Origin of the sequence: Neorhizobium vignae (genome assembly GCF_000732195.1) — a bacterium.
GTDB classification, from domain to species: Bacteria; Pseudomonadota; Alphaproteobacteria; order Rhizobiales; family Rhizobiaceae; genus Neorhizobium; species Neorhizobium vignae.
On sequence record NZ_JNNU01000010.1, the window covers coordinates 57,480 to 76,583 of the forward strand.

General features: G+C 61.1%; 18 protein-coding genes. 5 read left to right on the forward strand and 13 right to left on the reverse strand.

The window, feature by feature from the left end; all coding sequences use genetic code 11:
- Window positions 1-155 precede the first annotated feature (155 nt).
- Entirely contained in the window at window positions 156-542 is a 387-nt protein-coding gene (locus tag GQ59_RS17960; protein ID WP_037083723.1) for a hypothetical protein, read from the forward strand.
- Window positions 543-616: 74 nt separating this feature from the next.
- Complete coding sequence (locus GQ59_RS32715; protein ID WP_167336308.1) at window positions 617-784, forward strand: hypothetical protein; 168 nt, start codon at window positions 617-619, stop codon at window positions 782-784.
- A gap of 127 nt (window positions 785-911) precedes the next feature.
- Here the strand turns inward: GQ59_RS32715 and GQ59_RS17965 are convergent, their stop codons facing one another.
- Genes GQ59_RS17965 through GQ59_RS17975 form a run of 3 tightly spaced genes read right to left on the reverse strand, consistent with a single transcriptional unit; the run spans window position 912 to window position 5,474 of the window.
- Window positions 912-2,210, reverse strand: a complete 1,299-nt coding sequence (locus tag GQ59_RS17965) for a glycoside hydrolase family 130 protein (RefSeq protein WP_037083725.1) — start codon at window positions 2,208-2,210, stop codon at window positions 912-914.
- A 7-nt stretch (window positions 2,211-2,217) separates the two neighbouring features.
- Entirely contained in the window at window positions 2,218-4,521 is a 2,304-nt protein-coding gene (locus GQ59_RS17970; RefSeq protein ID WP_037083727.1) for a glycosyltransferase family 4 protein, read from the reverse strand.
- 2 nt (window positions 4,522-4,523) lie between these two features.
- The gene (locus GQ59_RS17975; protein ID WP_037083728.1) at window positions 4,524-5,474 is read right to left on the reverse strand and encodes a class I mannose-6-phosphate isomerase; all 951 of its coding nucleotides are present in this window, start codon (window positions 5,472-5,474) and stop codon (window positions 4,524-4,526) included.
- A gap of 763 nt (window positions 5,475-6,237) precedes the next feature.
- Here GQ59_RS17975 and GQ59_RS17980 point away from each other — a divergent pair.
- Window positions 6,238-6,897, forward strand: a complete 660-nt coding sequence (locus GQ59_RS17980; RefSeq protein WP_037083730.1) for a peroxiredoxin — start codon at window positions 6,238-6,240, stop codon at window positions 6,895-6,897.
- A gap of 99 nt (window positions 6,898-6,996) precedes the next feature.
- Here the strand turns inward: GQ59_RS17980 and GQ59_RS31940 are convergent, their stop codons facing one another.
- On the reverse strand, window positions 6,997-7,179 hold the full coding sequence (locus GQ59_RS31940) for a hypothetical protein (protein ID WP_152564375.1): 183 nt from the start codon (window positions 7,177-7,179) through the stop codon (window positions 6,997-6,999).
- A 175-nt stretch (window positions 7,180-7,354) separates the two neighbouring features.
- Window positions 7,355-8,674, reverse strand: a complete 1,320-nt coding sequence (locus GQ59_RS17985) for an LLM class flavin-dependent oxidoreductase (RefSeq protein ID WP_037083731.1) — start codon at window positions 8,672-8,674, stop codon at window positions 7,355-7,357.
- A gap of 269 nt (window positions 8,675-8,943) precedes the next feature.
- Between GQ59_RS17985 and GQ59_RS17990 the strand changes: the two genes are divergently transcribed.
- A complete protein-coding gene (locus tag GQ59_RS17990; protein WP_037083733.1) occupies window positions 8,944-10,161 on the forward strand; it encodes an SfnB family sulfur acquisition oxidoreductase in 1,218 nt (405 codons plus the stop codon).
- Window positions 10,162-10,204: 43 nt separating this feature from the next.
- Here GQ59_RS17990 and GQ59_RS17995 read toward each other — a convergent pair whose 3' ends face one another.
- The 3 genes from GQ59_RS17995 to GQ59_RS18005 all read right to left on the reverse strand — a co-directional run bounded on the left by GQ59_RS17995 (window position 10,205) and on the right by GQ59_RS18005 (window position 12,409).
- Window positions 10,205-10,660, reverse strand: a complete 456-nt coding sequence (locus tag GQ59_RS17995; RefSeq protein ID WP_037083735.1) for an RrF2 family transcriptional regulator — start codon at window positions 10,658-10,660, stop codon at window positions 10,205-10,207.
- 109 nt (window positions 10,661-10,769) lie between these two features.
- Window positions 10,770-12,002 (reverse strand): M24 family metallopeptidase, encoded by a 1,233-nt coding sequence (locus GQ59_RS18000; protein ID WP_037083737.1) that lies wholly within the window; start codon window positions 12,000-12,002, stop codon window positions 10,770-10,772.
- A 32-nt stretch (window positions 12,003-12,034) separates the two neighbouring features.
- Window positions 12,035-12,409, reverse strand: coding sequence for a hypothetical protein (locus GQ59_RS18005; RefSeq protein WP_152564376.1), 375 nt, complete (start codon window positions 12,407-12,409; stop codon window positions 12,035-12,037).
- Between the two features lie 72 nt (window positions 12,410-12,481).
- On the opposite strand from GQ59_RS18005, the gene GQ59_RS18010 reads away from it, so the two are divergent.
- Window positions 12,482-13,336: an NADPH-dependent oxidoreductase gene (locus tag GQ59_RS18010; protein WP_037083740.1), complete on the forward strand. Its 855-nt coding sequence runs from the start codon at window positions 12,482-12,484 to the stop codon at window positions 13,334-13,336.
- Between the two features lie 16 nt (window positions 13,337-13,352).
- Here the strand turns inward: GQ59_RS18010 and GQ59_RS18015 are convergent, their stop codons facing one another.
- The 5 genes from GQ59_RS18015 to GQ59_RS18035 form a co-directional block, all read right to left on the reverse strand.
- Window positions 13,353-14,423, reverse strand: a complete 1,071-nt coding sequence (locus GQ59_RS18015) for an ABC transporter ATP-binding protein (protein ID WP_037083741.1) — start codon at window positions 14,421-14,423, stop codon at window positions 13,353-13,355.
- Entirely contained in the window at window positions 14,424-16,172 is a 1,749-nt protein-coding gene (locus GQ59_RS18020) for an ABC transporter permease (protein WP_051904044.1), read from the reverse strand.
- A 97-nt stretch (window positions 16,173-16,269) separates the two neighbouring features.
- Complete coding sequence (locus tag GQ59_RS18025; protein ID WP_051904045.1) at window positions 16,270-17,319, reverse strand: ABC transporter substrate-binding protein; 1,050 nt, start codon at window positions 17,317-17,319, stop codon at window positions 16,270-16,272.
- Window positions 17,320-17,430: 111 nt separating this feature from the next.
- Window positions 17,431-18,120, reverse strand: coding sequence for a GntR family transcriptional regulator (locus GQ59_RS18030; RefSeq protein ID WP_051904046.1), 690 nt, complete (start codon window positions 18,118-18,120; stop codon window positions 17,431-17,433).
- A gap of 4 nt (window positions 18,121-18,124) precedes the next feature.
- Window positions 18,125-19,102: an NAD(P)/FAD-dependent oxidoreductase gene (locus tag GQ59_RS18035; protein WP_051904047.1), complete on the reverse strand. Its 978-nt coding sequence runs from the start codon at window positions 19,100-19,102 to the stop codon at window positions 18,125-18,127.
- Window positions 19,103-19,104: the final 2 nt, after the last annotated feature.

Below are 19,104 nucleotides of genomic sequence, written 5' to 3' on the forward strand. Positions count from 1 at the left end.
CGTGCGGCAGCGCAAAAAGGGACGTTTCCCGGGCGATGGCGCTGTCTTGCCGCCGGTGTGACCGGAATGAAATACGGAGAGTAGTGCCTGAACTTCGCGGTCGATGCGACCGGGGAGCGGACCCGCAATATCCATAAAGGGATAGACCAACCGCCATGCAAAACAGCAGCAAGAATTCTATTGCCCAGCGTTTCGACGGCTATCAGCCCAGCAAGACTGTTCTTGTCTGGGCGTGCTTCGTCACAGTGATCGCCACCATCGTCGTCGGGTTCAACTGGGGCGGCTGGGTGACGGGCGGCTCGTCGCGCGCCTCGTCTGTGACTGCGGCCGATACGGCTCGGGGCGAACTCGCCACCGCCATCTGCGTCCACCGCTTCAACGCGGCACCCGACGCAGCGACAAAACTGACCGAACTCAAGGCCATCCCCGACAGCTACAGGAAGCGGCAGTTCATCGAAGCCGGCGGCTGGGCCACCATGCCGGGCCAGACCTCCGCCGACAGCCGCGTTGCCGAAGGCTGCAGCACTGCCCTGGCCGCCTAACCGCCTCCTCGAAATCGCTCGGGCGCCCTGTCATCGGGACGCCTCCTTCATCTGCCAAACAGGAGAAAGACATCATGATCCGTTTCGAAAAGAAAGTCGCCACAACACCCCTGCCGCCGGAGAGCGAAAAAAACCGCTTCGACGAAGTCCGAGGGGCCGCCGTCGAAGGACACAAGAAATCGGCAGAGGAAAGCGCGCGTCGCCGTTCGCTGCCGGCAAGGGAAGATGACCGTCTTATCTAGGATTATTCCGCATCTGCTTCGTCCATACATAAGCAATCCCGGGCATGGCCTGACCACGCCCGGGATTGAGAAAGACCGATCGCCGACGGCCAGCATGGCTTGCGCCACGGCGGCGGAACAGGGCGGCTCAGCCGTCGAGCGTTCGCAAAAGATCTGCAATCTTGATCGTCGAGAAATTCGAAAACGTGTCGCATACCGCGTATGGCAGGACGATCTGGTCGTTGTGGCGCATGGCGCCGCAGGTATAGACGACGTTCGGCACATACCCTTCCCGCTCGGATGGCTCCGGCCGCACCAGCGGTTCCCGCGAACGGGCGAGGACCTTGGAGGGATCCTGTTTATCGAGCAGCGCCGCGCCGATAGCATATTTGCGGACGGCGCCGACGCCATGGGTCAGCAGCAGCCAGCCTTCGTCGAGCTCAATCGGTGAGCCGCAATTGCCCATCTGAACGAACTCCCATGGAAACTTGGGGCCGAGGATCAACTGCCCGCCATTCCAGGTATAGAGATCGTCGGAATAGATGAGGTAGAGGTTCTCGCTATCCTGCCGGCCGATCATCGCGTAGCGGCCATCGATCTTGCGGGGAAACAGGCCCATTCCCTTGTTCCTGGCCACGCTGCCTGCGAGTGGGCTCAAGCGAAAAGACACGAAATCCTTGGTCTCCAGCAGTTCCGAGCGGATGCCCCTGCCGTTGTAGGCGGTGTAGGTCGCGTAGAATGTCTTCTCTCCGTTATCCTCGAATTTGACAAACCGCGCGTCCTCGATCCCATTCGACTGAGCGGGTGTGATCGGAAAGATGACCCGCTCGCTGATCGACTGTTCCGAACCGAAGCTGACGTCGACCTGCTCGCCTGCCGCAACGAATGTGCGCGCAGTGACGGTTGGCGTGGAAGCGAGCCGCACCGTCGGATCGATGTCAACGCCGCCATCGGCAGCAATCACGCCGGTACGGAATGTCAGGGACGACACGTGCCCTTCGCCGACGGCGCGCAAGCTGAGAACGAAACGCCGGCTCCCCTTTTCCAGACCGGACTGGTCCGGATGGGAGACAATGCTGGGATTGAACAACGCAGATGCTTCGAAGGAATATTCATTGAGAAAATAAGCGCCAACAAGCTGACGCTGTTTTTTCGTGAAGTTGGCGTGAGGCGCGAACGCCTCCTCCATTTCCGCGGCCCGGTTTTCGAACGTCGCGAGCAGGTTACGATGACGGCCCTCGAAATTCTCCAGGACGTCGGCGAGAAGGATTTCCGTCATCTCAAGGTCAAGCGCCAGAACGCGATCGACGATATGGTTTGCCCGAGATTTCTCGGTGGGATTGAGGTCCCGCGGTTCGGTGGCAGGCTTGAAAGGTCGCACGACGACGCGCGATGAATCGGGACGCAGGAAAAGAGCCTGACGGTTCAGAAATGTGGCTTGTGACAAAGGGACCTCAATTGATCTGATTGGCGATTAGGCGCAGGGCGCGAAGGGGGGCGGGTTCTGCAGGCTGCTCGCTGACACGGGCGAACCGGCGATACTCCACAAGGGCCAGAAGATAGGAAATTACGGATTCGCCACCCCGGTTCTCGTTGACGCGCAGACGGTGCAGTCCGTCGCGACAACTGCCAGTGTCGATGTCGACGAGTGTCTGGGAAAGATCGTTGCTGCCGAGAAACCAAGCAAAGGCGCTGATGGCGCCGGTTTTCCATTCTGCACCTTGATCGGAGTGCCAGGCGGCAAGACAGGCCGAGATCGTCGCCGTCGCTTCAAGTGGCTGCTGATCAAACTCCCGGGGCGGCTTGCGGATGTCGCCGAAACCATCGGTTCCGATCGGCCGGAAATGCCCCCCCGGCGCCGTCTGCTTTGTCATCAGCCAACGCAGGGTCCGCATACCGGCAACGACATACGCGGATGTTCCGCTGGCGTGGCCCGTCAGGATCAGCGCCTGAGGCAGGCGTGCATTGTCATAGGAAAGGCCTTCCTCGAACCAGGTCCAATCCCCGGTCTCCACACGAACGAGGATATCCATCAGACGGTCTGCGAGAAGACGGCGCATCCGTTTGGCGAAAAGATCCTCTCCCCTTACGGCACAATAGCCATCCAGTCCAAGGAGGGTGAAAGCCCAGGCGCGCGGTGAGCGAAACATTTCCACCGTCGGCAGAGCGTCCGCGAACAGGGCCGCCGCCCAGCTACGGCGGGACGCATTGGCATCGCTGCGGGCGCATTCTCCCAGAGCCCAGAGCGTGCGCCCGTGGCTGTCCTCGGAACCGGTGTCTTCGAGCCATCTCCGGTCGAAGCCCATGAAGTTGCGGAAATGCTTCTTGTCGGGGTTCCACGCGTGTTGCACGAAGGATGCAAATCGGCTCGTCAGTGTCTCCGGTAGGGATTTCTCGCCGGACGTGTTGAGGGCGCTCGCCAGAAGCAATGCCCGTGCATTGTCATCGACACAATAACCGTGCGCGCGATCAGGTACCGAATGGACGGCGTGTTGGAACAGGCCCGTGTCGTCGCACATGGAGAGGAAATAGGTGAGTTGCGTATCCGGCAGAACGGAAACGTCGCGGGTTGGAGCATTTTTCTCCCCGGCAGCGGTTGCGACGGGCCGTAAATGTCGCTTGGCGGTCTCGAAGACGGCCACATAACGTTCGGCCGTCCTTTGCCACGTCATCGACCGGCTGCTGGCATAAGCACGCGCACGCATGGCGTCACGCCTTGTGTCATCCGTCAGCAATCCCGCGATCTCCGTGCCGATGGCTTTTACATCACCGGACGCAACCAGAATACCGCGGCCCTCGGCCAGAAGTTCGCGCGCATGCCAATAGGGTGTCGACACGACCGCTTTTCCCAAGCCGAAACTGTAAGCCAGGGTGCCCGATGTCATCTGCGCCTCATTCAGATAAGGCGTTGCATAGACGTCGCACATGGAAATGAAGTCCAGGAGCTTCGCCTGGTCGACAAACTGGTCGAGGAAAACGACGTGGTTTTCGATGCCGAGCGCCTGCACCCGGGCAATAAGGCTCTCGCGATAGGCCTCGCCCTGATTGCGGATAAGATTGGGGTGGGTCGCACCGAGCACTACATAGACGGCGCCTGGACTGCTTTCCAGGATCAGAGGCATCGCATCGATCATCACCTCTATGCCCTTATTGGGCGAAAGCAGTCCGAATGTCAGGATAACCGGCCTATCACTGAACCCGAGTTTTGCCTTTGCAAGCTCCGTTTCCGCGAAGGCAATGTCGGGAATCCCATGCGGGATCACTTCGATTTTCTCTGCCGGGGCATCATAGACCTGACGCAAAAGCGCACGGCCTTTCTCGGCCATGACGATGACCTTTGCTGATGTCTCGAGAATCCGCGTCAGAACGCGCCGCTGGGCTGCACTGGGTTCGGCAAGAACCGTGTGCAGGGTCGTCACGATCGGCATATTGAGGCGCGACAACAGTTCGAGAATATAGCTACCGGCTTCGCCGCCGAAAATTCCGAATTCATGCTGGAGACAAACGACGTCGAATCGTCCGGCATTCAGGGCCTCGGCCGTGCTGATATAGTCCTCGAGGTTTTCGTCACGTATTTGAAGCGAGACACTGGGAGGGTAATCATAGGTATGGCCGTGATCGTTCATTGCCACGATTACCGTCTCCACCTTTGCCGGGGATTTGGAAACCGCCTGTTGAAGATCGCTGGTGAAAGTCGCGATGCCGCAGCGACGCGGGAGCGAATTGCCAATGAATGCAATTTTCCTGAGTTGGGTCATGGTCATGCCTCCGTTGAGCGGAATGGCAAGCCCGCCGATTGTTGGTGGTGAATGAGTGCCTGCTCAAGATGCCGGGTCGCTGGCTTGGCCATGCGCATGTCGAGATTGCGCAGCAGGCCGGGCCTTGGTTCCGCGTCGGAATAGGCAATAAGGGCGGTCAGTCCCTTGCTCCCGGCCTTGATATGGGTGTGCGAAGCGTCGGCAAACAACGCATCTCCGATACCGGCATGAGCCTTCCCGGCGTCTATCTCACCCGCGATGACCAGTATCCAGGTTTCGCATTCCGCGTTCAACTCCCAGTTCGAATCTGCCGGAAGGTTGACCCGTTCGAGGACAAAGAAAGGACAGGAGACCAGTTGTGTCCTGACCTCTGTGAGGTCCACCGGAATTGCCTGGGCCTTCGCCGGCTCCAGATCCGCCGCCGCGACGGCCTGATCCACATGCAGTTCGCGCTTGCGGCCATAGTCGAACAGACGAAATGTCGTATCGCTTCTCTGCTGAATCTCCGCGACAACAAGTCCGGCGCCAATGGCGTGAATGGTCCCGGCCGGGACGAAAATGACGTCGCCCGCCCTGGCATCCCGCCAATCCACGATATCGGCTATGGAGCCATCAAGGATCGCATGGCGCAGTTCCGGCTGCGTCAGGCTCCTCGTCAACCCGACGGCAACCTGAGCGCCCGGTTCCGCTGACAGAATATACCATGCTTCGGTCTTTCCGTTTTCCATGCCGAGCGATTGCGCAAGGCCGTCGTCGGGATGGACCTGGATAGACAGGGGCTCTTTTGTGAAGAGCAGCTTGAGAAGCAGAGCAGAATCGGGCGACTGCACGTCGGCGCGCTCGAACCAAATTTCGCCGATCGCGTCGTTGTGGCGTGTCTTCGTCCAGGGCTGGAGATCGTGGCTGCCCCAGGGTTTGCGCGCAATCCGCGCGCCGGCCTGTTCGATTACCATTATGGAACTCCTTCATCGTACCGCTAAGACCGGGTCGATCTGAGGTCGGAGTATCCTGCTGGGGTGGCGGACAGTCCGTGAGGACTGATCAGAATCCGGCCAAAACGAGTGCGGTCAGCCTGCGGCTGCTCAGATCGGAACGATTTCAAGAAGAAGAAAAATAAATAAACTCGAAATCTAACTCAATATTTTTCGATCCAAATTTGTATATAATCCCAGATCTCAAAAATGCAATGGCATGAAATCTTCCATAAAATCAGAAATTTTCGGTCAATATTTTGATATGGTTAGTAAATCTTGCGAATGATAATCGTAAAATTCAGGATGTATTATTGCTTTCCAAGAATTACGGCGCTTCAGAAAGGTCGCCTGCTGGCCGGAAGAGATCTCCACCTTGTGGCCGGCTTCATTGCCCGGCCTCCTTGGCACGGTAGCGCGCCAGGTCTGGATGGGAACCGGACATCGCCCTTCGACTGCAGACACGGCATGATTTGGAAAGCTACACTCTTTCCTGCCGGCATTTTGGAACAAACTACGTCGGCCCACAAGGTTGAAGCGTCTATACCCTTCTTGTGATGACACGGATCCGGAGCTTTCAATGGTCGATCCTCGCTTTTGGCCACCGTGGGCAGCAGGCCGATGGAAGAGTAGGCGGGTATCTACGAAATACTCTATAATTCGTAGGCGCCCCAAGCGGCCGGGCGATCGGGCCGGCTTCGAAGCCCCGATCGCGACAGAGACAACAATTCAAGGGAGCTGAGACATGAGCCTTCGTATCAATGACATAGCACCGGATTTCACCGCCGAGACCACCCAGGGCACGATCCATTTCCACGACTGGATCGGCAGTGGCTGGGCCGTGCTGTTTTCCCATCCGAAGAACTTCACGCCGGTCTGCACGACCGAGCTCGGCGCCATGGCAGGGCTCGAGGGTGAATTCAAAAAGCGCGGCGTCAAGATCATCGGCATCTCTGTCGATCCGGTCGAAAGCCACGGCAAGTGGAAGGACGACATCAAGACGGCGACCGGTTTCGAGGTGGAATATCCGCTGATCGGCGACCGCGACCTCAAGGTCGCCAAACTCTACGACATGCTGCCGGCCGCAGCCGGCGAAAGTTCGGAAGGCCGCACGCCCGCCGACAATGCGACGGTGCGCTCGGTCTATGTGATCGGCCCGGACAAGAAGATCAAGCTGATCCTCACCTACCCGATGACCACCGGCCGCAACTTCAACGAAATCCTGCGGGCGATCGACTCGATCCAGCTCACCGCCAAGCACCAGGTGGCGACGCCGGCCAACTGGAAGCAGGGTGAGGATGTGATCATCACCGCAGCCGTTTCCAACGAGGATGCGATCACCCGCTTCGGTTCGTTCGATACCGTGCTTCCCTATCTGCGCAAGACCAAGCAGCCCACGGCCTGATATCGGCTCGTCTATGTGAACATAAAGGCCGGCGGAGCGGATCGCTTCGCCGGCCTTTATGCGTGTTCCGGATACGGCCCCCGTGTCGGAAGGCCGATCTCAATAGACTGGATACATGCCCCAGAAGAAGCTTTCCGAATGTTCGCGATCGGGATCGCGAAGTTCCTCACGATCCTTTTCGAACGTCTTGCGTTCAGTGCTGTCCGCGCCCGCCTTGCCGGGCGCGCGCCGGGCCAGTCCGAACAGATCAAATCCAAACAGGGATAAGCCACAAGTGATCATCGTCAGCCTCCAGTTGGTTGCGCGTCATACCGCTCCACTTTCAGGCCAAACTCCGTTCCGGTCAATGTAGTCCATCAAAACACTATACTAATTCGTTGACACATTTGAAATTGTTATGTCCAAAATGTGGCAGCCGGCGAAATAGCGATCCCTGCCCGCTTCCAGTAACATGCCCTCACGAAAAAAAGCGGTTGGCGGGGCGCGGCAGGCCGAGATGCTCGCGAAGCGTCTCTCCTTCATAATCGTGGCGGAAGATGCCGCGCCGCTGCAATTCCGGAATGACCCTTTGCGTCACGTCGTCCAGGCCTTGCGGCAGGTAGGGGAAGACGACGGTAAAGCCGTCGCTTGCCTCTTCCGAAAGCCAGGTCTGCATCTCGTCGGCTATGGTTTGCGGCGTGCCGACGAAGGCAAGGCCCGAATAGCCGCCGTAACGCTGGGCGAGCTGGCGTACCGTCAGTTTTTCCTGCTCGGCGAGTCTGAGGACCTGGGCGCGGCCGGACTTGCTGGCGTTGGTTTCCGGGGTGTCCGGCAACGGACCGTCCGGATCGAAACCCGACGCATCGTGACCGAGGGCTATCGACAGCGAGGCGATGGCGCTGTCGTAATGCACCAGGCTGTCGAGGGTCGCCCGCTTCGCCTTCGCCTCTTCCACCGTATCGCCGACGACGATGAAGGCGGCCGGCAGGATCTTCAGGTGGTCGGGATTGCGCCCGGCGACGGCCATGCGACCCTTGATATCCGCGTAAAGCGCCTTGGAGGCCGCCAGATCGCGCGGCGAACAAAAGACCAGTTCGGCGGTCTCGGCCGCAAGCTGACGTCCCGGCTCCGACTGCCCCGCCTGCACGATCACCGGCCAGCCCTGTACCGGGCGGGCAATGTTGAGCGGCCCCCGTACGCTGAGTTCGTCGCCCTTATGGTCGAGCACGTGCATCTTTTCAGGATCGAAGAAGATGCCGCTCTGCTGGTCACGGATAAAGGCATCGTCTGCGAAACTGTCCCACAGCCCGGTGACGACGTCGTAGAACTCGCGCGCCCGCTTGTAGCGCTCGCCGTGCTCGACATGTTCGTCGAGGCCGAAATTACGGGCGGAATCCGGGTTGGACGTGGTGACGATATTCCAGGCGGCGCGGCCGTTGCTGATATGGTCGAGCGAGGCGAACCGGCGGGCCACATGATAGGGTTCGTCGAAAGTCGTTGAGGCGGTCGCCGCAAGGCCGATCTTCTCGGTGACGGCTGCCAGCGCAGAGAGCAGCGTGAACGGCTCGAACGACGTTACGGTATGGCTGCGCTTCAGCGCTTCGACGGGCATGTTCAGCACCGCCAGATGATCGGCCATGAAGAACGCATCGAACTTCGCCGCCTCCAGCTTCTGTATGAAGGACTTGATATGCCCGAAATTGAAATTGGCGTCCGCATAGGCGCCGGGATAACGCCAGGCGCCGGTATGCAGGCTGACGGGACGCATGAAGGCTGTAAGGTGCAGGGATCTTGCCATGGGACGACGCTCTTGTGGGATGAGAGAAGGCTGATCGGCTTAAACTAGGCATTCCAATTTCAGATGCTAAGCAACGTTGTTGCGCCGATTGCATCGTCCCGGAGAAATTCTCCCTCCGTCTGGTCAACTTGGCGTGACAATCCCCAGAACTCTCTCTTCGGCCACCAAAAGAGAAAATTCACTTCGTTCAAAGCGTGCAATTGAAGCTTTATTCCTTCTCCCGGTCTTCGTGGCGTGGCTCAATGACAGACTTGATCCGGGAGGCGCGTATGAGCAAGGTTTTCCATTTGGCAGGAAAGATCAGAGCAGTGGCTCCTTACCTCGCGACAGAGGACCAGGCGATCGACGTCGCCAGGGGGCTTTCGGCGCGGATCGCCGAAGGATCGAGCCACCGCGACCGGGAGCGGCTGCTTCCTCATGACGAGATGGAGCTGGTCGCCCAGTCAGGCCTGCTGGGGATAACCGTGCCCGCCGAATATGGCGGAGCCGACATTTCCAACGCCTTCCTGGCGGAGGTGATCGCCATTCTGTCGGAGGCTGATGCATCTGTCGGGCAGATCCCGCAGAACCATTTTTCCATCCTCGAAGCCTTGCGCCTTTCCGGCAGCGAGGAGCAGAAGAAATATTTCTTCGCGCGGGCGCTTTCTGGTGAACATTTCGGCAATGCCCTTGCCGAGTCCGGAACGAAGGCTGCGGGCGATATCGAGACCCGGCTCGTGCCGGAAGGCATTGGCTATCGTGTCACTGGCCGCAAATATTATTCGACCGGCGCGCTGTTTGCCGATTGGGTGGCCATCTTTGGTCTCGATCCCGAAGGAAGAGCAGTCATGGCGATTGTGCCGCGCGATGCTGAAGGACTGACGATCGTCGACGATTGGGACGGGTTCGGCCAGCGCACCACGGCCAGCGGCACCGTGCTGATCGACAACGTTTACGTTTCGCCGGATTCGGTCATCAGCTACTACCGGAGTTTCGAGCGGCATGCGCCACTGGGCTCGCTTGGCCAGCTCTTGCATGCCGCCGTCGACCTGGGGATCGCGCGCGCCGCCTTTGCCGACATGGTCGGCTTCGTTCGCAACAAATCCCGCGGGATCCGCAATGTCGGCATAGAGACGGCAAGTGCCGATCCGCTGACCATCGCGCGGACCGGCTCGATCGCCGTGAAGCTGGAGGCGGCAAGTGCGGTTCTCGAGCGAGCCGGTCGCAAGGTCGATGTCGCCCAGGTCAATCCATCCTCGGAGACTGCGATCGAGGCCTCGCTTTCCGTCGCTGCGGCAAAGATCCTGACCACGGAAGCAGCACTTGACGCAACCAACGGCCTGTTCGAACTCGCCGGGACGTCTGCGACCAAGGAGGACCTGAACCTCGACCGCCATTGGCGCAACGCCCGCACCCATACGGTTCACGATCCGGTACGCTGGAAACATCACGCGATCGGCGACTTTCACCTCAACGGCAATGTCCCGCGGCCGAACGGACAGTTCTAGACCCTCTCGCCGAGTGTGCAGCGGCCTGCGCCCGCGGCGTAATCTATTTGCTGCTTGTCTGGGCGTCGTCGAGAAGGCCGCTCGAGCGCTTGGCGACCATCTGTTCCAGCGTCATGTTGTCGAGTACCGAGGCGATCGCGTCGCGCACTTCCGTCATCGAATGGCGGATCTGACAGTCTTCCGGATGGTCGCAATCGTCGCAGGCCTCGAATGCCGTCTTGCTGGCGCAACGGATCGGCGCCAGCGGACCGTCGAGAATGCGGACCGCTTGGCCGACATAGATCTGCGAAGCGGGCTTGGACAGCGCATAACCGCCGCCCGGCCCTTTTTTCGAGCGCAGCATGCCGCCCTTGCGCAGCTCCAGCAGGATCGCGTCGAGGAATTTCTTGGAAATGTTGTTCTGTTGGGCGATGTCGCTGACGAAAGCGGTCTTGCCGGGTTCGAGCTGTGCCAGGTGGACAAGCGCCTTAAGCCCGTATTTTCCCTTTTTCGTAAGCATCGAGGATCGAAATTCCGCCTGACTGGTGTCCTTCCCGGCGAAATCGCCGAGGGTGTGACACCGATACAGGAGCGGTGACAAAGGTTCAATGTCGGTTTGCTCGTCTGCCCTATTCTGCCGAAAGATCGCGCAATGTCCGCGGCAACGTATTCATGCATTCGGCCCCCGTTTCGGTGATCAGGAACTGATCCTCGATCATCAGCGCGCCGACGCCCTGCCCGTAGAACGGAACCTCCAGTGCCACCACCATGTTCGGCTGAATGATCTCCGGATTTCCGACGGAGAAGAACGGCCATTCCTCGATACCGACGCTGCCACCGACCGAATGGCCGAAATGGCCGCGATCATATTCTGCAAAGCCGTCCTCACGCATCGAGGCGAGCATGGCCGCATGCACCGCGCCGAACGTGTTACCCGGACGAAGTTTATCGAGCCCGGCTGCGAAAGCGTTTTCCAGCGCCTGGAAGATTTCGCGCGACAGTGGCGATGCACGGCCATGGGTGAAGGTCCGGGCGCCGTCCGAGGAGTAACCCTCGACCAGCGTTCCGACATCGGCCTTGATCGGTGCGCCCGGCGTCACGACCGCCGACATGTCCGAAAGATCTGCGCCGACCGAGATGAAGTCCCAGTGGCCGCTCAGATCGAAGCCTCCTTCTGCCGCGGCTGCCTCGGCGCCCGCCTTCCAGGCACAGGAGAGTTCGGTGAGCCGCGCGCCGGGTTTCACCGCCGCTGCCATGCGGACGAGTCCCGCTTCCGCAGCCTTGGCGGCACGACGCAACCGCTCGATCTCGCGCGGCGTCTTGACGGCCCGCAGGCGGCGTAGCACGTCCGAGCCATCGGTCCAGGTTACCGTCGGCAAAGCCAGTTTCAGGGCCTCGAAATCGGCGGCCGGCATGAATTCGAGGTCGGCGCCGATCCGAGCGCGATCAAGGCCACGCTCGTTCAAGAGATCGCTGAGCAGGCCGAAACAGGCGGACCGATCGAACGTTTCCGGTCGGGGTCCGAGAGAACCGAGCCGGCGATAGGCCTCATTGATCTGCGCGATGCTCGTGGCTCCCGTCAGATCGAGCATGTCGATCCAGATCCGATGGGTGCGCAGGTCCGCGGCTGCCGCAGCCTTGCGGATCGATCCGCCGGCATGGTCGCTGGCGATTGCGGCCAGATCGGTCGAGGCATCGGCCGGCACAAGCGCGATTGCCGCACCCGCTCTGCCCCACATGGTCGCGACACCGGCCGGTGCGCCCACCGCATACCGAAAGGCTTCGGGCTGGAAAATTACCAGGGCGTCGAGGCCCGCGTGCGCCATCAGGCGCTCTGCATGGCGGCGGTCGATATCACTCATCGCATACTCCAAAACCGTCTTTTCTCAAGGCCTTAGCCGGCCTCCGGCCAAATCGCCAGCAGTTGGAACAAAAATTCCTGAATGCCGCCATGGCGGCGAAGAGCATTTCTCGTCCATATGCAAAATCGCCCTCCGTTATCCTTCCGGCTGAAAGGGACTGAGATATTCTTCGCCAGTATACAATGGCTGAAAAAGGTCAGCATGATCAGGGGGTTTAACATGGCCGGCTTGACGATCCGCGTCGTCGAACTGCTCAGGCAACTGTCGAAGACCGTGAACTGATGCTCGTTTCCCAGGTTATCGGCCTCGTCGCCTCGCTCTGGGAGGAAACCATCATCCTCGAACGTGGCAGGATCAACGAAAGCGGCGGGAACAGAGATATCCTCGCCACCCCTCGTCATGTCCACGCGCAAAAACTCTTGTCCAGCATTCCCAGCATGCGGGCCTGATCCCTCTCTCATATTCAAAGGAGTTCTTCGATGTCCGTTTCCCGCTTCGCCTCCGCGCCTGAAACTTCCCCGACCCCGGCCGATCTGGTGCGCCAGCGCTATGGATCGGCCCAGCCGGCCGCGACTTCCGAGTGGAACGCCGCGCTCGACGCGATCCTCTCGCACCGTTCCGTCCGCTCCTACCTGCCCAAAGCAGTGCCGGAAAGCGTGCTGCAGCTGACCGTCGCGGCCGCCCAATCGGCGCCGACCTCTTCCAGCCTGCAGGCCTGGAGTGTCGTGGCGGTCGAGGATCCCGAGCGGCGGGCTAAGCTCGCCGAACTCGCCTCCCCCAATCCGCAGATCATCTCCGCGCCGCTCTTCCTGGTCTGGATCGCCGATCTTTCGCGGTTGAGAAAAATCACCACCAAGAACGGCAAGACCGGCGAAGGTCTCGATTATCTGGAAAGTTTCCTGCTGGCGGCGATCGACGCGTCGCTGGCCGCCCAGAATGCGCTGGTCGCGCTGGAATCGCTCGGCCTCGGCACCTGCTATATCGGCGGCATCCGCAACCATCCGGCTGAAGTGGGTGAAATCCTCGGCCTGCCGCCGGAAGCATTTGCGGTCTTTGGCATGACCGTGGGGTATCCCGATCCGGCCGTCGAGACGGATGTGAAGCCGCGCCTGCCGCAATCGCTCGTGTTGCACCGCGAGCAATATCAGACAGCCCAACCCAAGGCGGATTTCGCTACGTATGACGACACGATGCGGTCGTTCCAGACCGACCAGGGAATGGCTGTCCGCGGCTGGACGGGCGTTGTCGCCAGCCGCATCGCCGATGCACCGGCCCTCAAAGGCCGGCACGTGCTGCTCGATGTCGTGCGCCGCATGGGCTTCAAGGTAAAATAGCGGACTGAGGCAGGCCTCAATCCACGATCGGGACAATCTGGGTCGGATCGATCTGCAGCCAGGCCGGAGCGCCGACCTGGAATACATCGGCTGGCGGCGCTGCGACCCGGAACTGCAGCCCGCTGTCCTTCGGCTGGAAGACGTAGTCCCAGGTCTCGCCGAGGAAGGCGGATTGCTGGACCGAACCCTGCAGGTTGATGGCCTTGTCGCGCGGAGCCTCGGTCGCAGAGAGCTTCATCGCCTGCGGCCGGATCGAAACGGTAATCGGCCCGCCGCCCGTCACCTCCTCGCCGATCATCGCAAGCGGCACGCTAAAGCCCGCAAAGTCGATCATGTGGTTGCCGCAGTTGCCGGACAGGAAATTCGTGCGGCCGATGAAGCTCGCCACGAACCGCGTCTTCGGACGGCTGTAGAGCGCGTAAGGCGTGTCGATCTGCTCGAGGCGGCCGTTGTTCATCACGGCGATGCGGTCGGAAGTCACCATCGCCTCGCCCTGGTCGTGGGTGACGTAGACCGAGGTGATCTTGAACTCGTCATGCATGCGCTTGATCTCGAAACGCATTTCTTCGCGCAGGTTTGCGTCGAGATTGGAGAGCGGCTCGTCGAGCAGAAGCACGGCCGGGCGGATGACGACGGCGCGGGCGAGCGCCACGCGCTGCTGCTGGCCGCCCGAGAGCTCGGCCGGGTAGCGGTCGGCGAGATGGCTCATCCGCACGGTTTCCAGCACCGCGCCGACGCGTTTTTTGACCTCGTCGGAGGGCAGCTTGCGCAGGTTGAGGCCGAAGGCGACGTTCTGCGTGACGGTCATGTTCGGCCAGATCGCATAGGACTGGAAGATCATCGACATGCCGCGCTTTTCCGGCGGCACCGAGCCCGACGGCGCCGACAATATCTTGCCGTCGAGCTCGATCGAGCCGGAGGTCGGATCGATGAAGCCGGCGATCATCCGAAGCGTCGTCGTCTTGCCGCAACCGGAAGGACCGAGCAGCGAGACGAATTCGCCGGGCTTGATATGCAGGTCGAAATCGAGAACAGCATCGACGGCTCCGAAACGACGGCCGAGTTTCCTGAGGACAAGTCCGTCCATTTAGCTTCTCCTCAACATGAAGTCGCGTCCGAGATAGCGCATCCCGATGGCGACGACAGCGACAATGATGATCAACAACAGAGAGCCCAGCGAAGCGAGCTTTTCGAGCTCGCCTTCCTCGCTGAGATCGAGCAGTACGACGGAAACGACGCGCGTGGTGGGACCGACCAGGAAGATGGCGGTCGAGAGTTCCTGTGCCGCCGGCACGAAGATCAGCAGCCAGCCGCCGGCCAGCGTCCTTTTCAGGAGCGGCCCGACCACATGCCGGAGTGCCGCCACCCGTCCGCCGCCGAGGATGCGCACCGCCTCCTCCATTTCCGGATGGATGCTGCGCACGCCGGCCGAACTGGTGGTAAAGGCGATCGGCAGGAATCGGGTGATGAAGGCGAGCGCCATGATCGTATAGGTGCCGTAGAGCGCGATCGGCGGCAGCGCATAGGCGGCATAAAAGCCGATCGCGAGCACGATGCCCGGCACGACATAGGGCGAGACCGCCAGGAAGGCGAGCAGGCCCGAAAAGGGGATCAGCTTGCGCTGGACGATATAAGCGATGAACAGCGCCAGCGTGATCGCCACCGTCGCCGCCACGATGCCGAGACCGATACTGCCGACCAGCGCCTTTTGCGAGCTCGAATGTTCGAACAGCACGTAATAGAAGTTCCCGAGCGTCAGGTTGCTGAACGAGAAGCCCGTGGTCCATGAGTCGGAAAAGGCGGCAAGAAGCAGGACGAACAGCGGCATCAGCACCGAAAGGGCAACGACGCAAAAGCAATAGGCAAACAGCACCCAGCGCCACCTGCCGAGTTTGACGATACGCCGCTCGCCGCCCTTGCCGCTGACCGAGACATAACCCTTGCGGCGCAGGATCAGTTTCTGCAGCCCGAGCATCGTGGCGGTGATCAGCAGCAGCGGGATCGAATAGGCGGCCGCCACCTGGATCCGCAGCGGGAAAGAAAAGAATTCCGTGAGCTGGATCACCACGACCGGATAACGCGCCGGGATCGAGATCAAAGCCGGCACCCCGTAGAGCGCGATCGCGCCCAGGAAGGACAGAAGGGCTGCGCCGATGATCGCCGGCATGACGAGAGGGAATGTCACCTTCATCGCCGTCTTGAACGGCCCGGCGCCGAGAATGTTGGCGGCATCCTCCATCTCGGAATTGATCATCTCGAAGGCCGAGCTCACCAGCACGAAGACGAGGAAGAAACCGCCGATCGCGGTAACCAAAACCAGGCCTCCAAAGGAGAAGATGTTGACCAGCGGCTCGGTCGACCCGGAAAGGCTGTGCCAGACCCGGTTGATCCAGCCGGTATTGGGGCCGGCGAGCAGGATCCAGCCGACGCCGGCGAGATAGGGCGGCATGATGAAGGCGCCGAACACGCTGTAGCGCACGAAATTGCGGCCCGGCATGTCGGTGCGGGTGCAGGCCCAGGCGAGCGGCACGCCGAAGGCCAGTTTCAGCACCACGACCACGGCACCCATCTTCAGCGTATTGGTGAGCGCCGTGATGTGCCGTTCCTTGCCATAGGCCTCGACATAGTTGTTCAGGGTCCAGCCACCGGTCTTGGCGTCGGTGAAGCTGGAGACGACGAGCGTCCACATCGGCGCCACGATCAGCACGACGAGAATGCCGGCCAGGAAAAGCCAGAGCACATTGGCCGGCTGCAGCCGCTGGCGCCAGGGCACACGCACCTTCACCGGCTGGTCTTCCGACCAGGTGGAGGCCGCGGGATGGGAAACACTCGTCATGATCGGCGCTCGCTTTGTCACTGGAGGCGTCGGAAACAGGTCACGCCACCGGGCGTGGTGAGCAGAGGCCGGCAGATCCCGGCCTCCCGGTTACGGCTCAGATACCGAACGTGTCGCGGAACTTTTCCTGGACTTCGGGCAGTTTCTTGATGCCGTCGGTCGTCGCGATCGACTTCGTCTTGTAGCTGTTGAGCGGACGCATGCCCTCTGCCAGCGGCACGCCGGCCCGAAGCGGGTAACGGTAATCCTTGGCGAAGTACTCCGCGATCTCCGGCCCGAGCAGGAAGTTCTCGAACAGTCTCGCGGCGTTGGGATGCGGTGCGTCCTTCAAGATGGCGGTTGCCGAAGGCGGCAGCAGCGCGCCGTCGGTCGGATAGACGACACCGATCGGTACCTTTTTGAGGATCGAGTCCGACAGGATCAGCGGCAGCGGCGCCAGCGCCACCTTGCGTTCGCCCGAGGCGACAAGGTTATGTCCATCGGCAACGGAGCGTCCGATCTGGGGCTTGTTTTTCTCGATATTCTTGAAGAAGTCCCAGCCGTAGAGATCGTTCATCAGCACCGTCCATAACCCGACGCTGCCGGAGAAGCTCGGATGGCCGATGGCAACCTGGCCCTTCCACTTCGGATCGGCAAGATCGGTCCAGTTCTTCGGCGCTTCCGCCTCGGTCACCAGCCTGGTGTTGTAGGCGATGACGAGAGGCGAGACGCCCGACGTGATCCAGTAGTTGTCCTTGTCGGCGAGCGCCCGAAGTTCCGGTACCATGTCCTTGAGGTTTTCCGGTGCGAACTGGGCAAGCGCGCCCTGTTCTTTGAGCTGCAGCATCTGGCCGTCGTCATTGGTCGACATCAGGTCGCCCTGAACGGCCTTGGCCTGAAGTTCCTGCACGAGGCGCTGGAAGATGACCTGGCCGGAGGCGCGCACGACGTTGCACTCGACGCCGGCATATTTCTTCTTGAACAGGCCGCACATGCCGTCGGCGAACTCGGTGGTCGTCTGCGAGACGTACCAGGTGACCGAACCTTCCTTCTTGGCGGCATCGTAGAGCTGCTTTTCGCCGGCCGTCATTTCAACCGCGCCGGCAAGACCGGCCGCCAGCAAGAATGCCGGAACCAGGCCGGCCACATAGGTAATGGCATGCTTCATGATCTCTCCTCCTTTTGATCCGGCCCATGCCGGACATAAGCTCGACCCTCCCGAGCTCAAAAATTCATGCGTTCGTTCCGCTCCACGCCATCCCGGTGGCGATGTTCCTCATCATTCGCCGGGGATCAGCTGGCGCTCCACCGGGCGCATCAGCGCCAGGAAATCGCTGAAATATTCGCCCTGGATGACCACGTGGTTGCGCATTGCATCGCGGGCGCGGGCGTCGTCTCGGTCCCGGATCGCTGCAAGCACCTCCTCGTGCTCGGACAGCGAACTGTTGACGCGCCCGGGCACCCGCAGCTGCAGGCGCCGATAAGGCTTCAGCCGCCGTTGCAGCGCATGCGCATTTTCCGCCAGAAAGCCGTTGCCGCTCGCCTCGTAGATCAACCGGTGGAATTCCGCGTTGGCGTAATAATAATCGTCCGAATTGCCGGCCTGCTGGGCCGTAGCGCAGGCGGCTTGCGCTCCTTCAAGCAGTTTCAGCTGTTCCGGGCGGATGCGGCGGGCGGCAAGCCGGGCGCACATGGCCTCGAGCTCGCCCATCACCTCGAACATTTCGACAAGTTCGGTGATCGATAGCTGGGTGACGAAGGCGCCGCGATTGGGCACGATCTTCACGAGGCCCATGGTGCTGAGCTGGATCAGCGCCTCGCGCACCGGCGTGCGCGACACCTGATGGCGGGCCGCAAGCCCTGCCTCGTCGAGCCGGTCGCCGGGCGAATAGAAACCGGTGACGATATCCTGCTCGATCGCATCGCGAACGCTCGGTTTGCCCTGCTTGCCTTTGAGCTGCACGTTCATGAGCCTATCCTGCCGATGCGGCCGCGGCAAAACGCGGCTCCGCCTGGTGGGTATTGCCGTCCTGTTCCGCGAGATAACGCACGGCGGAAATCGCGGCCGTCACGCCGTCGCCGGCGGAGGCTGCCAGATGCGCGACTGAGCGAGCGCGAATGTCGCCGGCTGCAAAAATACCCGGCACAGATGTCTGCATGTCGAGATCGACAACGATCCGGCCATCGGCCGCAAGCGTCACGGTATCGCCGAGGAAAGACGTATTGGGTTCGAGCCCGACATACACGAAGACGCCGTGGCAGGGGATTTCGCTCTCCGCGCCGATCGACAGATCGCGGACGGTTATGGCGCTGACGCCGCCTTCGCCGCTGATGGCGATGGCGATTGTATTCAGCTTGATTTCGATGTTGGAGGCTTCCCGCGCTTTCGTCTGCAGCGCGGCGGAAGCGGTGAGATGGAAACCGCGATGAATAACGGTGATGCGGGCGGCATGGGGAACGAGCGCCAAGGCCTCATCCAGTGCCGAGTCCCCGCCGCCGATGATGCACACGTCTTTGCCGCGCATCAGCGGGCCGTCGCAGGAGGCGCAGTGGGAAACGCCGCGGCCTTCGAATTCCGCTTCGCCCGGAATGCCGAGCATGCGCCTGGCGGAGCCGGCGGCGATGATCACCGCGCCCGCCGTCAGATCGAGATCGGCGCCGGCAACGCGGAAGCCGCTATCCGTCTTCGAAATGGTCTCGATCGTGTCGAGCGCGAATTCGACGCCTGCCTCGTCCGCCTGCATCTGCAGCATCGGGCCGAGTTCGAAACCGGACATGCCCTCGGCCGGCCCCGGAAAATTGTCAATGCGATCGACATTGATCACCTGGCCGCCGGCGCCGAGCATGTCGACGATCATCGTGCGTGCGCCGTGGCGTGCGGCGGCGATGGCGGCGTTGAGCCCCGCAACGCCTGCGCCGATCACCACGATGTCGCAATCGTTCGGGCTCATCG

What these genes read in the sequence shown, in the direction of transcription:
- GQ59_RS18025 (WP_051904045.1), bottom strand. Translation starts at nt 17,319, where the DNA reads ATGAAGCATGCCATTACCTATGTGGCCGGCCTGGTTCCGGCATTCTTG.
- GQ59_RS18020 (WP_051904044.1), bottom strand. Translation starts at nt 16,172, where the DNA reads ATGACGAGTGTTTCCCATCCCGCGGCCTCCACCTGGTCGGAAGACCAG.
- GQ59_RS18035 (WP_051904047.1), bottom strand. Translation starts at nt 19,102, where the DNA reads ATGAGCCCGAACGATTGCGACATCGTGGTGATCGGCGCAGGCGTTGCG.
- GQ59_RS17970 (WP_037083727.1), bottom strand. Translation starts at nt 4,521, where the DNA reads ATGACCCAACTCAGGAAAATTGCATTCATTGGCAATTCGCTCCCGCGT.
- GQ59_RS17985 (WP_037083731.1), bottom strand. Translation starts at nt 8,674, where the DNA reads ATGGCAAGATCCCTGCACCTTACAGCCTTCATGCGTCCCGTCAGCCTG.
- GQ59_RS31940 (WP_152564375.1), bottom strand. Translation starts at nt 7,179, where the DNA reads ATGATCACTTGTGGCTTATCCCTGTTTGGATTTGATCTGTTCGGACTG.
- GQ59_RS18015 (WP_037083741.1), bottom strand. Translation starts at nt 14,423, where the DNA reads ATGGACGGACTTGTCCTCAGGAAACTCGGCCGTCGTTTCGGAGCCGTC.
- GQ59_RS18000 (WP_037083737.1), bottom strand. Translation starts at nt 12,002, where the DNA reads ATGAGTGATATCGACCGCCGCCATGCAGAGCGCCTGATGGCGCACGCG.
- GQ59_RS32715 (WP_167336308.1), top strand. Translation starts at nt 617, where the DNA reads ATGATCCGTTTCGAAAAGAAAGTCGCCACAACACCCCTGCCGCCGGAG.
- GQ59_RS17980 (WP_037083730.1), top strand. Translation starts at nt 6,238, where the DNA reads ATGAGCCTTCGTATCAATGACATAGCACCGGATTTCACCGCCGAGACC.
- GQ59_RS17990 (WP_037083733.1), top strand. Translation starts at nt 8,944, where the DNA reads ATGAGCAAGGTTTTCCATTTGGCAGGAAAGATCAGAGCAGTGGCTCCT.
- GQ59_RS17975 (WP_037083728.1), bottom strand. Translation starts at nt 5,474, where the DNA reads ATGGTAATCGAACAGGCCGGCGCGCGGATTGCGCGCAAACCCTGGGGC.
- GQ59_RS17995 (WP_037083735.1), bottom strand. Translation starts at nt 10,660, where the DNA reads ATGCTTACGAAAAAGGGAAAATACGGGCTTAAGGCGCTTGTCCACCTG.
- GQ59_RS18010 (WP_037083740.1), top strand. Translation starts at nt 12,482, where the DNA reads ATGTCCGTTTCCCGCTTCGCCTCCGCGCCTGAAACTTCCCCGACCCCG.
- GQ59_RS17960 (WP_037083723.1), top strand. Translation starts at nt 156, where the DNA reads ATGCAAAACAGCAGCAAGAATTCTATTGCCCAGCGTTTCGACGGCTAT.
- GQ59_RS18030 (WP_051904046.1), bottom strand. Translation starts at nt 18,120, where the DNA reads ATGAACGTGCAGCTCAAAGGCAAGCAGGGCAAACCGAGCGTTCGCGAT.